This is a genomic window from Krasilnikovia cinnamomea (genome assembly GCF_004217545.1).
GTDB lineage: Bacteria > Actinomycetota > Actinomycetes > Mycobacteriales > Micromonosporaceae > Actinoplanes > Actinoplanes cinnamomeus.
Genome location: NZ_SHKY01000001.1, coordinates 4,496,537 through 4,510,585 on the forward strand (window position 1 = coordinate 4,496,537; position 14,049 = coordinate 4,510,585).

The window sequence follows — 14,049 nt, forward strand, 5'->3', positions numbered from 1 at the left end:
AATGTGAACACCGTGCTGACCATCGACAGCGCGATCCTTTCCGCGATCGTCGCCCACGCCCGCCGGGACCACCCCGACGAGGCCTGTGGCGTGGTGGCCGGACCGGCCGGCAGCGACCTGCCGACCCGCCACATCGCGATGGAGAATGCGGCCCGGTCGATGACGTTCTACGAGTTCGACTCGATGGAGCAGCTACGGGTCTGGCGGGAGATGGACGAGCACGACGAGGAGCCGGTGGTGATCTACCACTCGCACACCGCGACGGAGGCGTACCCGTCCCGCACCGACATCTCGTTCGCGGGGGAGCCGGGCGCCCACTATCTGCTCGTCTCGACCCGTGAGCAAGACTCCGAGGAGATTCGCTCGTTCCGTATCGTGGACGGTGTGGTGACCGAGGAAGAGGTCAACATCGTGGATGCGACGGTGGACGCGTGAAGGTGAGTACGGATGGCCACGCCGTCCAGTCGTACATGTTCGGGCAGACCCCGACGACGGTCGATTACGAGTGTCGCTGAGCACTGTCGCTCACGCTGACCCGTTTTCGTACACCTTCTTTCTTTCCCAAGGAGCACCTGCAGTCATGGCCATCGAAGTTCGCGTTCCCACCATCCTGCGCAGCTACACCGGCGGGGCCAAGGTCGTGGAGGGTGCCGGCGCCACGCTGGGCGCCCTCATCGACGACCTGGACGCCAAGCACTCCGGCCTCAAGGGCCGCCTGATCACGTCCGAGGGCGCCCTGCACCGCTTCGTCAACGTCTACGTCAACGACGAGGACGTGCGCTTCCTCGGAGCCCTCGACGCCAAGCTGTCCGACGGCGACTCGGTGACGGTGCTGCCGGCGGTCGCGGGCGGCGCCCTCGGCTTCGCGGCGGCGGCGGCGCTGCTGGGGCACTCTTCCGGCAGCCGGGCCGAAAGCCGGTAACCCCATGGCTCGCTACGAGAGCCTGCTCGACGCGTGCGGGGGCACGCCGCTGGTCGGCCTGCCCCGCCTGTCGCCGACGGTGCCCGACGGGGCACCGCCGGTGCGGCTGTGGGCCAAGCTCGAGGATCGCAACCCGACGGGCAGCATCAAGGACCGGGCCGCGCTGTTCATGGTGCGCGAGGCGGAGGAGTCGGGTCGGCTCCGCCCGGGCGACACCATCCTGGAGCCGACCAGCGGCAACACCGGCATCTCGCTGGCCATGGTGGCGAAGCTGCGCGGCTACCGCCTGGTCTGCGTGATGCCGGAGAACGTCTCCGCCGAGCGGGTCCAGCTGCTGCGCATGTACGGCGCGGAGATCATCTTCTCGCCCGCCGCGGGTGGCTCCAACCAGGCGGTCGCCACGGCCAAGCAGATCTCGGCCGACCACCCGGACTGGGTCATGCTGTTCCAGTACGGCAACCCCGCCAACGCGCGTGCCCACTACGAGACCACCGGGCCGGAGCTGCTGCGGGACCTGCCCACGATCACCCACTTCGTGGCCGGGCTGGGCACCACGGGCACGCTCATGGGCACCGGCCGCTACCTGCGGGAGAAGGTCCCCGGCATCGAGGTCGTCGCGGCCGAGCCGCGTTACGGCGAGCTGGTGTACGGCCTGCGCAACATCGACGAGGGCTACGTGCCGGAGCTGTACGACGCCACGGTCCTCAACCGCCGGTTCTCCGTGGGCACCCGCGACGCGGTGCTGCGTACCCGGCAGCTCGTCGAGGTGGAGGGGATCTTCGCGGGCTTCTCGACCGGCGCGATCCTGCATGCGGCGCTGGCCGTGGCGCACGAGGCGGTGAAGGCGGGCCGCCGCGCCGACGTGGCGTTCGTGGTCGCCGACGGCGGCTGGAAGTACCTGTCCACGGGCGCGTACGGCGGCACCCTCGCCGACGCGGAAGAGGCCCTCGAGGGCCAGCTCTGGGCCTGAGCGGATCCGTGGCACCGTGCGGGGGGCAACGAGGGCACGTTCAGTAGTTGACCGCGAGTCCCACGGCCGCCACGAGCGGCACCGCGGCACCGAACAACAGCAGCCACGGCGGTCGCCGGCGGTGGATGGACAGGAAGCCGGCGACCGACAGGGCCACGCTGAGCAGGCCGCAGCACGCGAGCACCGGCACGTACCAGTCCGGGACGCCGCCGCGCACCGAGGACACCAGCCCGCGCACGCCCACCCCGACCCCGGCGAGGCCGAGCAGCGACGCGTAACCCGACATCGCCAGCAGCCGCCGGGTGCGCGGCGCCGGGTCGTTCTCGGCCGGGAAGCGGAACATGACCCGGCGTGGCTTCGCGAGCGCCGGTTCGTTCACGTCTGTGGCCACAACGCCTCCGTCGGCTCGGGGCCGCAGCCCACCACGATGCACTTCACGGTGTGCAACGCGGCCGGCTCACGGCCCGTGACGCCCCATTCAATGATCCAGATCACGTCCTGTGTGACATGTGTTGTCGATTTAGCGACAAGTCGATCAGACGTTTACCTGTGGCGCTGGTCCCGGCGTAGGCTGCGCACCGTGATTGACTGGTCTGACGACTCAGCCACGGGCCGGTCGGCTGGGACGTGGACGACCCAGCGTGAGCCAGAGGAAGCCGCATGCGACTGACCGTCCTCGGCTGTGCCGGCAGTTTCCCCGGCCCCGAGTCGGCCTGTTCCGCATACCTCGTGGAGGCCGACGGCTTCCGGCTGCTGATCGACTTCGGATCGGGATCACTGTCGGCGCTGCAACGCTACGCCGGCCTCGACGCGGTCGACGCGATCATGCTCACTCACCTGCACTGCGACCACATGCTCGACGCCTGCACGTACGTGGTGGTCCGCCGCTACACCCCGGGCGGGCCGCTGCCGCCGCTGCCCGTGTACGCGCCCATGGGCGCCGCCGAACGCATCGCCGCCGCCTACAGCGCCGAAGCCGAGCCCGTCGACGACGTCTACACCTTCTACGGGCTGCAGCCGGGCACCTTCCCGATCGGACCGTTCACCGTGACCGTGGACCGGGTCAACCATCCCATCGAGACGTACGGGGTGCGCGTCGAGCACGGCGGCCGGGTCCTCGCGTACTCGTCGGACACCGCGCCCTGCGACGCCCTGCTGCGCCTGGCCCAGGGCGCCGACCTGTTCCTGTGTGAGGCGAGTTACCTCGACGGCGTGCAGAACCCGCCCGACCTGCACCTGACCGGCGGCGAGGCGGGCGAGGCGGCCACCAAGGCGGACGTGGGCCGGCTGCTGCTGACCCACCTCGTTCCCGCCTGGTGTAGCGAGGCATCTACTGTGGAAGCCGCGAGCGCCACCTTCGCGGGCCCGGTCGATGTGGTACGCCCGGGCGCCCGCTACGATCTCTGAGCTTGCCGCCGGGGGAACGGCATCGGATCGTCAGTTCCTGATGTGACCACGGGAGTGCCCTGCATGCGCATCGTCCGGCTGGCCAACTTCGTCACACCGCGATCGGGCGGGCTGCGTACCGCGCTGCGCAACCTCGGCGAGGGCTACCAGCGGGCCGGGCACGAAGCCGTCCTGGTCGTACCGGGGCGCGAGCACTCCGACACCATGACCGCGCAGGGGCGGGTCATCACGCTGCCCGGTGCCGCGCTGCCGCGTACCGCCGGCTACCGGGTGCTGGCCGAGCGGCGGGAACTCGCCCGGCTGCTGGACGACCTGGAGCCGGACCGCATCGAGGTGTCCGACCGTTCCACCCTGCGCTGGACCGGACACTGGGCCCGGCAGCGCGGCGTCGGCTCCATGATGGTCTCCCACGAGAGTCTCGCCGGGCTGCTCGGCGTGTGGGGGATGCCCGCCCGCGACTCCCTGGCCGACCGGCTCAACCGGCGCACCGCGCAGGCGTACGACCAGATCGTCTGCACGACCGCGTTCGCCGCCGCCGAGTTCCGCCGCCTCGGCGTACCCAACCTCGTCGAGGTGCCGCTCGGCGTCGACCTCGCCGGGTTCCACCCCAGCCGGGCCGACGCCGCGGTCCGGGCCCGCTACGCCCGGCCCGACGAGCTGCTGATCGTCTACTGCGGCCGGCTGTCCGCGGACAAGCGACCCGAGCTTGCGGTCGACGCGATCGCCACGCTGCGGGCGCGGAAGACACCCGCGGTGCTGGTCGTCGCGGGGGACGGGGCCCGGCGCACCGCGCTGGCGTACCGCTCGGCCCGGTTGCCGGTGCGGTTCGCCGGGCACCTGTCGGAGCGCTCCGCGGTGGCCGCGCTGCTGGCCAGCGCCGACGTGGTGCTGGCGCCTGGGCCGGTGGAGACGTTCGGGCTGGCCGCCCTGGAGGCGCTGGCCTGCGGCACCCCGGTGGTGGTCAACGCGGCCAGCGCGCTGCCCGAGGTCATCGGCGACGCCGGGCTGGCCGTGCCGGGCACCCCGGAGGCCTTCGCCGACGGCGTACATCAGGTCCTGGGGCGTCCCGAGGCCGCGCGCCGGGCCGCCGCCCGCGCCCGGGCCGAGCTGTTCGGCTGGCCCCGCGCCGTGGCGGGCTTCCTGCGCGCCCACGACGCCGCGCCCGCCGCGATGGCCGCGGCCGTCACCCGCCCACGGCCCGCTCCCGGATCGGCCCGCCAGCCCGACCCCGCGCCGCCCCGGCCCACCCTGCTGCGCCCGGCCGTGCCCGCGAGCCGGACCCGCGCCGCCCACCGCGGCGAGCCCAGATGGGCGGCGAGCGCCGCCTGGGCGGGCACGGCGGCCGAACCCGCCGGGGCGGACGACACCCACGGCGCCCGGTACGCATAAGGTGACCGGCATGGCACGCCCCGACGGCCGAGCGGCCGACCACCTGCGACCCGTGACCCTCACCCGGCGGTGGAGCATCCACCCCGAGGGCTCCGTGCTGGTCGAGTTCGGCAACACCCGCGTCCTGTGCACCGCCAGCGTCACCGAGGGGGTCCCGCGCTGGCGCAAGGGCTCCGGCCTGGGCTGGGTCACCGCCGAATACGCGATGCTGCCCCGCGCCACGAACACCCGTGGCGACCGCGAAAGCGTCCGCGGCAAGATCGGCGGCCGGACCCACGAGATCTCCCGGCTGATCGGGCGCAGCCTGCGGGCCTGCATCGACCTCAAGGCGCTCGGCGAGAACTCCATCGTGCTCGACTGCGACGTGCTGCAGGCCGACGGCGGCACCCGCACCGCCGCGATCACCGGCGCGTACGTCGCCCTGCACGACGCGGTGAGCTGGCTGGCCGAGCGCAAGTCGCTGGCCGGCAAGCCGGCCGCGGTCATGCACCGCTCGGTGCAGGCGGTCAGCGTCGGCATCATCGAGGGCGAGGCCCGGCTGGACCTCGAGTACGCCGAGGACGTGGCGGCCGAGGTCGACATGAACGTGGTGTGCACCGGCGACGGCGACTTCGTCGAGGTCCAGGGCACCGGCGAGGCGGGCGTGTTCCGCCGCGACCAGCTCGACGCCATGCTCGACCTCGGGCTGCGCGGCTGCGCCGACCTGGCCGCCGCCCAGCAGAAGGCACTCGCAGGCGCATGACCGAGTGCACCGAGCGCAGCGAGGGCCGCGAGGGCATGCGTGAAGGAGGCTCCGCATGACGCGGCTGCTGCTGGCCACGGGGAACAAGAAGAAGCTCGCCGAGCTGCAGCGCATCCTCGACCAGGCACTCGGCGCGCACCAGGTCGAGCTGGTCGGGCTGGCCGACGTCCCCGACTACCCCGAGGTGCCCGAGACCGGGCTGACGTTCGGGGAGAACGCCCTGATCAAGGCCCGCGAGGGCGTTTCCCGGACCGGCCTGCCCACCGTGGCGGACGACTCCGGCCTGGCCGTGGACGCGCTCAACGGCATGCCCGGCGTGTTCAGCGCCCGCTGGTCCGGCCGGCACGGCGACGACGCCGCCAACCTGGACCTGGTGCTGGCCCAGATCGGCGACGTGCCGGACGCCCAGCGCGGCGGCGCGTTCGTGTGCGCGGCCGCCCTGGTGTTGCCGAACGGCCGCGAGCACCTCGTGGAGGGCCGCCAGCGCGGCCGGATCCTGCGGACCCGCCGCGGCGAGGGCGGCTTCGGGTACGACCCGATCTTCCTCGGCGACGGTCAGGACCGGACGAACGCGGAACTCAGCCCGGCCGACAAGGACGCGATCAGCCACCGCGGCAAGGCGTTCCGCGAGCTGTCCAAGGTGATCGCCCGCGAGCTGCCCCGCTGAGCTCCCGCACCGCCTGCAAGATCTTGGAGCGCAGTGGCCCCTCTGAGGGCCAGGAGTCTCCAAGATCTCGGGCGCCGATGGCGTGGTCAGCGCAGCGGGCCCGTGGCGGCCTCGATCTCGGCGCGCAGCGCCCGGCCGGACACCACCGCGCGGGCCTGCTCCAGCACCGGCGCCAGGAACACGTCCGGACCCGGCTCACCGGCGAACGCCCCGACCGCCGCGACCGCCGCCCGGCCCGCCGGGGACGGGGTCATCGGCGCCCGCAGTTGCAGGCCACGCACCGCGCTGAGCAGTTCGACGGCGAGCAGGCTGGTCAGGTTGTCCAGGACGGTACGCAGCTTCTTCGCCGCGGCCCAGCCCATCGACACGTGGTCCTCCTGCATGCCGCTGGTGGGCAGGGAGTCCACCGAGGCGGGTGCGGCCAGCCGCCGGTTCTCCGCGACGATCCCGGCCGCGGTGTACTGCGCGATCATCAGGCCCGAGTTGACCCCGGCGTCGGGGGACAGGAACGGCGGCAGGTCCCGGGAACGGGTCACGTCCAGCAGCCGGTCCACCCGGCGTTCCGCGATCGCGCCGACCTCGGCGGCCGCGATGGCCAGGAAGTCCGCCGCGAAGCCCAGCGGGGCGCCGTGGAAGTTGCCCGTGGACTCGACCCGGCCGTCCGGCAGCACCACCGGGTTGTCCACCACGGACAGCAGCTCGCGTCCCGCGACGGTGGTGACGAACTCCAGCGTGTCCCGTGCCGCGCCCGCCACCTGCGGCGCACACCGCATCGAGTACGCGTCCTGCACCGCATGCGCCAGGTCGTCCCGGTGCGAGTCCATGATCGTCGAGTCCTGGAGCAGCCGGTAGATGTTCGCGGCCGACGCGGCCTGGCCCGGGTGCGGCCGGATCGTGTGCAGCTCCGGCAGGAACGGCCGCTCCGAACCCAGCATCGCCTCGATCGCCAGCGCCGCGGTCACATCCGCCATGGCGAACAGGTGGGCGGCGTCGTCAATCGCCAGCAGCAGCATGCCCAGCATGCCGTCGGTGCCGTTGATCAGCGCCAGGCCCTCCTTCGCGGCCAGTTCGAGCGGGTTCAGCCCGGCCGCCTGCAGCGCCTCGGCGGCGGCGACCCGCACACCGTCCTTACCCAGCACCCAGCCCTCGCCGAGCAGCACCAGCGCGCAGTGCGCCAGCGGGGCCAGGTCCCCGGACGCGCCCAGCGAACCGTGCTCCGGCACCCACGGGGTGATGTCGTGGTTGAGCAGGTCCACCAGGCCGTACGCCAGCTCGGGGCGGACCCCGGAGCGGCCCAGCGCCAGCGAACGCACCCGCAGCAGGATCATGGCCCGCACCACCTCGCGGGGCATCGGCGCGCCGACGCCGGCGGCGTGCGAGCGGATCAGCGCATGCTGCAGCTCGGCGCGGCGTTCCGGGGCGATCGCGGTGTTGGCGAGCGCCCCGAAGCCGGTGGAGACCCCGTACACGGGACGGCCGGAGGCCTCGATGCCGTCCACGATGGCGCGGCTGGTCCGCATCGCGTCGACGGTCGCGGCGGCGAGTTCGACCCGGGCGTCACCCCGGGCCACGGCGAGAACGTCGGCGGGGGTGATGCCGGTGGGTTCGACGATGACGGTGCTCATGGTTGGACTCCGCGGTGCAGGACGGAACTGATGAGGGGTACGCCGGGCCGGTAGGCCAGGTGCAGGTAAGAGGGGGCGTCGAGGACGACCAGGTCGGCGCGGGCGCCCGGGCGCAACACGCCGACGTCGGTGCGGCGCAGGGCCCGCGCGCCGCCCGCGGTCGCGGACCACAGCGCCTCGGCCGGGGTCATCCGCATTTCCCGTACGGCCAGCGCGATGCACAACGGCATCGACGACGTGTACGACGAACCCGGGTTGCAGTCCGTGGCCAGCGCGACCGTGGCTCCGGCGTCGATCAGCCGCCGCGCGTCCGGGTACGGCGAACGGGTGGAGAACTCCGCGCCCGGCAGCAGCGTGGCCACGGTGTCGCCGCCCGCCAGCGCGTCCACGTCCGCGTTGCTCAGGTGGGTGCAGTGGTCGGCGCTGGCCGCCCCAAGCTCGACGGCCAGCCGCACCCCGGGCCCTTCGGTGAGCTGGTTGGCGTGCACGCGCACCCCGAGCCCGGCCTTCGCCCCGGCCGTGAGCACGGCCCGGGCCTGGTCGCCGTCGAACGCGCCGCGCTCGCAGAACACGTCCACCCAGCGGGCATGCCCGGCGGCCGCGGCCAGCATCGGCCCGGTCACCAGGTCGACGTAGTCGTCGGGATGGTCGGCGTACTCGGCGGGCACCACGTGCGCGCCCAGGAACGTCGTCTCGTCGGTCAGTTCGGCGGCGATCCGCAGGCTGCGGGCCTCGTCGGGGACGCTCAGGCCGTACCCACTCTTGATCTCGATCGTGGTGGTGCCCTGCCGCAGCGCCTCCGCGACCAGGCGCCGCGCGGACGCGCGCAGGTCGTCGTCGCTGGCGGCGCGGGTCGCCGCGACGGTGGTGCGGATGCCGCCGCCGGTGTACGGCTCACCGGCCATCCGGGCCGCGAACTCGGCCGCCCGGTCGCCCGCGAAGATCAGGTGGGCGTGGCTGTCCACGAAGCCGGGCAGCACCCCGCCGCCGTCCGCGTCGAGCCGGGCGTCGGCCGGTGGCGCCGCCGCGCGTGGCCCGACCCAGGCGACCCGGTCGCCGTCGACGACCACGGCGGCGTCGCGGACGATGCCCAGTGGTCCCTCACCCGCCGCCGGATCGTTGGTGACGAGTTCGCCGATGTTGGTGACGAGCAGGCTCACGGGAGCACCTCACTGGTCCTGCGCTCGCGGCCGCCGGTGCACTCGCACATGGCAGCGCCGCCCTGATTGCGTGGCCCGCTCACGGCAGCACCGCCGTGACCGCGTCGCGCAATGCCGCCGCGACGTCGAAGCCGGTGTGCCGTCCGTCGGCCACCACCGGGCGGCCGTCGGTGATGACGTGGGTGACGTCGGCGGCGGTGGACGCGAAGACGGCCCCGGCCGGGTCGACGCCCGCGCTGCGCACCGACTCCAGGGACACCGCCACCAGGTCGGCCCGGTTGCCGACCGCGATCGCCCCGGCGTCCGTCCACCCCAGGGTGGCGTGGTTGGCCGCCACGGCCAGCAACTCGGCGGTGGTGAAATGGCCGCGCCGCTCGGTGGCGAGCCGCTCGTCCATCTCCAGCCCGCGGGCCTCCTCGAACAGGTCGATCACGGCCTGGCTGTCACTGCCGAGGCTGAGCGCGGCACCGGCGTCGGCCAGCCGCCGGGCCGGGCCGATGCCGTCGGCCAGGTCGCGTTCCGTGGTGGGGCAGAAGCAGACGCCGCTGCCGGACAGGGCGGCGATGTCGCCGTCGGTGAGGTGGGTGGCGTGCACGGCGGTGGTCCCTGCGCCCAGCAGGCCGTGGCGATGCAGCAGCTCGGTCGGGGTGCACCCGTGCACGGCGCGGCACTGCTCGTTCTCGGCGCGCTGCTCCGACAGGTGGACGTGCAGCGGCCCGGCCCGGCGCGGCAGGTTCGCCAGCGCGGTTGCGGGCACCGCTCGCACGCTGTGGATCGCCGCGCCGATCAGGGCGTGGCCGCCCGCCTTCAATGCGTCGACGCGGGTGGCCCAGCGGTCCACGTCGCCGTCGCCGAAGCGCCGCTGCACCCCCTCCAGCGGCGACCCGTCCACTCCGGACGTGAGGTAGAGCGCATCCAGCAGCGTGATCCGGATGCCCGCCTCGGCGGCGGCGGCGATCAGGGCGTCGCCCATCGCGTTCGGCTCCGCGTACGGGGTGCCGCCGGGTGCGTGGTGCAGGTAGTGGAACTCGCCGACGCAGGTGATCCCCGCGAGGGCCATCTCGCCGTACACGGCGCGGGCGAGCGCGAAATAGGTGTCCGGGTCGAGTGCGCCGGCCACGTCGTACATGAGTTCCCGCCACGTCCAGAAGCTGCCCCGCGCGCCGTGGGTACGCCCGCGCAGCGCCCGGTGGAACGCGTGCGAGTGCGCGTTGGCCAGCCCCGGCAGCACCAGCCCGGGCAGCCGGGTCGCGCCCTCGGGCGCGGTGGCGTCCGCGGTCACCGCCGCGAACCGCCCGTCGCGCACCTCGATGAGCACGTCGGACGCGACCCGGTCACCGAGCCAGGCATGCCCGGCGTGGAACACCCCGGACGTCATCGCAACCACCCCGGGTGGACCACGGCGTGCGGGCGTGAATGCGCGCGGGTCAACGGCACGTCAGCTCCTCCAGCACGGTGGCGAGCGCCGTCACGCCCGTGGCGCAGTCGGCGTCGGGAGCGTGCTCGGCGGGGGCGTGCGACACCCCGGTCGGGTTGCGCACGAACAGCATCGCGGTCGGTGCGTGCCCGGACAGCACACCCGCGTCGTGGCCCGCGCCGGTGGGCAGGATCGGCACTCCACCCAGCAGCGCGGCGAGCCGGGCGGCCAGGTCGGTGTCGAACGCCACCTCGGGGGAGACCGACTCCGCCTCCACGTTGACCTGGGTGCCGTCGCGCCCGGCCCGGTCCACGGCACGCTTGACAACCGCCTCCACGAGCCGGTCCAGGGTGGCGCTGTCGGCGGCCCGGGCGTCCAGCCAGCCGCGTACCCGCGACGGGATCGCGTTGGTGGCGTTCGGTTCGGCCTCCACCCGCCCGACCGTGGCGTGCGCACCGGCCAGCCGGGCCTCCTTGTTGGCCGCCAGCACCGTGTACGCGAACGTCAGCATCGGATCGTGCCGGTCCGCCATCCGGGTGGTGCCCGCGTGGTCGCCGTCGCCGGTGAAGTCCATCCGCCACCGCCCGTGCGGCCAGATCGCGGAGGCCACCCCGACCGGGGCGTCCACGTCCACGAGCGCCTTGCCCTGCTCGATGTGCAGCTCCACCACGGCCGACACGTGGGCGAGTTCGTCCAGCGCCCCCACGGGATCTGCGCCGAGCGCCGCGGAGAACGTGACCCCGTCCCGGTCCCGCAACGCCGCCGCCTTCCCCGGCGTGATCGCGCCGGTGAGCAGCCGGGAACCCAGGCACGGCACGCCGAACCGGCCGCCCTCCTCCTCGACGAACGCGGCCACGGCCAGCGGCCGGGCAGGCGTCACGCCCCGCGCCCGCATCTCGTCCACGGCCAGGAACGCGCTGACGATCCCCAGCGGGCCGTCATACCCGCCACCGTGCGGCACCGAGTCGAAATGCGAGCCCGTCAGCACGGTCCCGGGCCCCCACGGCGAGCCCCACCAGGCGAACAGGTTGCCGTTGCCGTCCTCGGTGACCGCCAGCTCCCGGCGGGCCGCCTGGGCCCGGAACCAGTCGCGCAGCGCCAGTTCCGGCTCGCTGAACGCGTACCTGAGATAGCCGCCGCCGGCCGTGCGGCCGATCGGCGCGATCTCGGCCCAGAGCGCCGCGAACGTCGCGCTCATGACCGCATCGGGATGTGTACGCCGGTCGCCTCCGCGACCGCGGTGGCCCGCTCGTAGCCCGCGTCGACGTGCCGGATGACGCCCATCCCGGGGTCGTTGGTGAGCACCCGCTCGATCTTCTGCCCGGCCAGCGCGGTGCCGTCGGCGACGCACACCTGCCCGGCGTGCAGCGACCGGCCGATGCCGACGCCGCCGCCGTGGTGGATGGACACCCACGACGCGCCCGACGCGGTGTTGACCAGAGCGTTGAGCAGCGGCCAGTCCGCGATGGCGTCCGAGCCGTCCGCCATCGCCTCGGTCTCCCGGTACGGCGACGCCACCGACCCGCAGTCCAGGTGGTCACGCCCGATGACGATCGGGGCGGACACCTCCCCGCGCGCCACCATGTCGTTGAACCGCACCCCCGCCTTGTCCCGCTCGCCGTAGCCGAGCCAGCAGATCCGCGCGGGCAGCCCCTGGAACGCGACCCGTTCCCCGGCCATCCGGATCCACCGGGCCAGGGGGTCGTTGTCCGGGAACAGGTCGAGGATCGCCCGGTCGGTGGCCGCGATGTCGGCCGGGTCGCCGGACAGCGCCGCCCACCGGAACGGGCCCTTGCCCTCGCAGAACAGCGGCCGGATGTACGCGGGCACGAAGCCGGGGAACGCGAACGCCCGCTCGTACCCGCCGAGCTGGGCCTCGCCGCGGATCGAGTTGCCGTAGTCGAACACCTCGGCGCCCGCGTCCAGGAACCCGACCATCGCCTCGACGTGCCGGGCCATGCTCTGCCGGGCCCGGTCCGTGAACTCCTCCGGCTTGGTGCGGGCGTACTCGGCCCACTCGGCCACGTCCACCCCGACCGGCAGGTACGACAGCGGGTCGTGCGCGCTCGTCTGGTCGGTGACGATGTCGATGGCCACGCCGCGGCGCAGCAGCTCGGGAAAGACCTCGGCGGCGTTGCCGACCACGCCGATGCTGACCGCCCGGCGCTCGGACTTGGCGGCTTCGGCCTGCGCGATCGCGTCGTCCAGGTCGGCGGCGAGCGTGTCGAGGTAGCGGGTGTCGACCCGGCGGCGCAGCCGGGTCTCGTCGACGTCGACGATGAGGCAGACCCCGCCGTTCATGGTGACGGCGAGGGGCTGCGCGCCGCCCATGCCGCCGCAGCCGCCGGTCAGCGTCAGCGTGCCCGCGAGGTCGCCGCCGTAGCGCTTGGCGGCCACGGCCGCGAACGTCTCGTACGTGCCCTGCAGGATGCCCTGGGTGCCGATGTAGATCCACGAACCCGCGGTCATCTGGCCGTACATGGTGAGGCCGAGCTTCTCCAGACGGCGGAACTCCGGCCAGGTGGACCAGTCACCGACCAGGTTGGAGTTGGCCAGCAGCACCCGCGGCGCCCACTCGTGGGTGCGGAACACCCCGACCGGGCGTCCCGACTGCACCAGCAGGGTCTCGTCGTCGGCGAGCGTGTCCAGCTCCCGCACGATCGCGTGGAACGACGGCCAGTCGCGGGCGGCCTTGCCGGTGCCGCCGTACACGACCAGGTCGTCGGGGCGCTCGGCCACGTCCGGGTCGAGGTTGTTCATCAGCATCCGCTTGGCGGCCTCCTGGGGCCACCCCAACGCCTGCCGCTGCGTGCCGCGAGCCGCCCGCACGACCATGTCGTCCTCCTCATGCCTCATGCTTCGAAGATGTGGCGCCGTGCCGCTGTCGCCTCGAACTGCTCCAGGCGGTGCTGGACGCCGCCGGGCGCCGCGTCGCACATCGCCTGCAGCAGGACCATCGCCATCGCCATCGGCCCGGTGTGCAGGTCGAAGACCAGGTGGGTGCCGACCGCCGCGGGCAGCACCACGTCCGCGCACTCGGCGGCCGGGCTGACCGCCGAGTCGGTGACCGCCACGACCGCCAGCCCCGCCGCCCGGGCCTCGCGCAGCGTGTCCAGCGTCTCCCGGGGGTAGCGCGGCAGCACGATCGCCAGCAGCGCCGTCGCACCCGCGGCCCGGGCCTGGTCGAGCCGGTCCAGCAGGTGGGTGCCGCCGTTGTCCAGGACGCGCACGTCCGGGTGGACCTTCGCGGCGAAATACCCGAAGTACGCCGCCAGCGGCGCCGCCGCCCGCAGCCCCAGCACGGGCAGGGGACGGCTGGCCACCAGCAGCTTCGCGGCCTGCTCCACCGCGTCCAGATTGTCCAACTGCTCGACCAGCCGGCCCAGATGCTGGGCCTCCACGCGGACCGCCCGCTGCATGGGGTTGTCCCCGGCCTGCCCGCCGTCGGCGGGGCGCGGCCCGGCCAGCGCGCGCAGCTCGCGGCGCAGCGCCGGATAGCCGCTGTAGCCCAGGGCCATCGCGAAGCGGGTCACGGACGGCTGGCTCACCCCGGCCAGCTCCGCGACCTCGGCGGCCGAGAGGTACGCCGCCGACGGGGCGTGCTGGACGAGGCTGTGTGCGATGCGGCGCTGCGTCGGCGTCAGCCGCGCGCCCTGGAACAGATCCAGCACACGCTCGGCCGTCCTGACAGCTCCGTCATTCACTCTCGCAGCGTATGCATGGAATCTTTCAAACACCAGGGGTCTGACC

General features: G+C 73.6%; 13 protein-coding genes and 1 pseudogene. 7 read left to right on the forward strand and 7 right to left on the reverse strand.

Annotated elements, in window-relative coordinates; all coding sequences use genetic code 11:
* Positions 1-12: 12 nt before the first annotated feature.
* The 3 genes and pseudogenes from EV385_RS20485 to EV385_RS20495 all read left to right on the forward strand — a co-directional run bounded on the left by EV385_RS20485 (position 13) and on the right by EV385_RS20495 (position 1,892).
* Positions 13-515: pseudogene (locus EV385_RS20485) on the forward strand (M67 family metallopeptidase).
* Positions 516-580: 65 nt separating this feature from the next.
* Positions 581-922, forward strand: a complete 342-nt coding sequence (locus EV385_RS20490) for a MoaD/ThiS family protein (RefSeq protein ID WP_130510922.1) — start codon at positions 581-583, stop codon at positions 920-922.
* Positions 923-926: 4 nt separating this feature from the next.
* Positions 927-1,892: a PLP-dependent cysteine synthase family protein gene (locus EV385_RS20495; protein ID WP_130510923.1), complete on the forward strand. Its 966-nt coding sequence runs from the start codon at positions 927-929 to the stop codon at positions 1,890-1,892.
* A 40-nt stretch (positions 1,893-1,932) separates the two neighbouring features.
* Here EV385_RS20495 and EV385_RS20500 read toward each other — a convergent pair whose 3' ends face one another.
* Positions 1,933-2,283, reverse strand: a complete 351-nt coding sequence (locus tag EV385_RS20500) for a hypothetical protein (RefSeq protein WP_130510924.1) — start codon at positions 2,281-2,283, stop codon at positions 1,933-1,935.
* A 269-nt stretch (positions 2,284-2,552) separates the two neighbouring features.
* Here EV385_RS20500 and EV385_RS20505 point away from each other — a divergent pair, with 269 nt between their 5' ends.
* From EV385_RS20505 to rdgB, 4 genes are all read left to right on the forward strand, one after another.
* Positions 2,553-3,299 (forward strand): MBL fold metallo-hydrolase, encoded by a 747-nt coding sequence (locus EV385_RS20505; protein WP_130510925.1) that lies wholly within the window; start codon positions 2,553-2,555, stop codon positions 3,297-3,299.
* A 63-nt stretch (positions 3,300-3,362) separates the two neighbouring features.
* Positions 3,363-4,688, forward strand: coding sequence for a glycosyltransferase (locus EV385_RS20510; protein ID WP_130510926.1), 1,326 nt, complete (start codon positions 3,363-3,365; stop codon positions 4,686-4,688).
* Positions 4,689-4,698: 10 nt separating this feature from the next.
* Complete coding sequence (gene rph / locus EV385_RS20515; RefSeq protein WP_130510927.1) at positions 4,699-5,430, forward strand: ribonuclease PH; 732 nt, start codon at positions 4,699-4,701, stop codon at positions 5,428-5,430.
* Positions 5,431-5,485: 55 nt separating this feature from the next.
* Positions 5,486-6,097 carry an RdgB/HAM1 family non-canonical purine NTP pyrophosphatase gene (gene rdgB / locus EV385_RS20520; RefSeq protein WP_130510928.1) on the forward strand — a complete coding sequence of 204 codons (612 nt, stop codon included), beginning with the start codon at positions 5,486-5,488 and terminating at the stop codon, positions 6,095-6,097.
* Between the two features lie 86 nt (positions 6,098-6,183).
* Here rdgB and hutH read toward each other — a convergent pair whose 3' ends face one another.
* The 6 genes from hutH to EV385_RS20550 all read right to left on the reverse strand — a co-directional run bounded on the left by hutH (position 6,184) and on the right by EV385_RS20550 (position 14,003).
* Positions 6,184-7,722 carry a histidine ammonia-lyase gene (gene hutH / locus EV385_RS20525; protein WP_130510929.1) on the reverse strand — a complete coding sequence of 513 codons (1,539 nt, stop codon included), beginning with the start codon at positions 7,720-7,722 and terminating at the stop codon, positions 6,184-6,186.
* On the reverse strand, positions 7,719-8,882 hold the full coding sequence (gene hutI, locus EV385_RS20530) for an imidazolonepropionase (protein WP_130510930.1): 1,164 nt from the start codon (positions 8,880-8,882) through the stop codon (positions 7,719-7,721). Before hutI ends, hutH begins: the two co-directional genes overlap by 4 nt.
* A gap of 79 nt (positions 8,883-8,961) precedes the next feature.
* A complete protein-coding gene (locus EV385_RS20535; protein WP_130510931.1) occupies positions 8,962-10,260 on the reverse strand; it encodes a formimidoylglutamate deiminase in 1,299 nt (432 codons plus the stop codon).
* 49 nt (positions 10,261-10,309) lie between these two features.
* Positions 10,310-11,497 (reverse strand): allantoate amidohydrolase, encoded by a 1,188-nt coding sequence (locus EV385_RS20540; RefSeq protein ID WP_130510932.1) that lies wholly within the window; start codon positions 11,495-11,497, stop codon positions 10,310-10,312.
* A complete protein-coding gene (gene hutU, locus EV385_RS20545) occupies positions 11,494-13,155 on the reverse strand; it encodes a urocanate hydratase (RefSeq protein WP_130510933.1) in 1,662 nt (553 codons plus the stop codon). The genes EV385_RS20540 and hutU overlap by 4 nt, the downstream gene beginning before the upstream one ends.
* Positions 13,152-14,003, reverse strand: a complete 852-nt coding sequence (locus tag EV385_RS20550; protein WP_130510934.1) for a MurR/RpiR family transcriptional regulator — start codon at positions 14,001-14,003, stop codon at positions 13,152-13,154. Before EV385_RS20550 ends, hutU begins: the two co-directional genes overlap by 4 nt.
* Between the last annotated feature and the right edge of the window lie 46 nt (positions 14,004-14,049).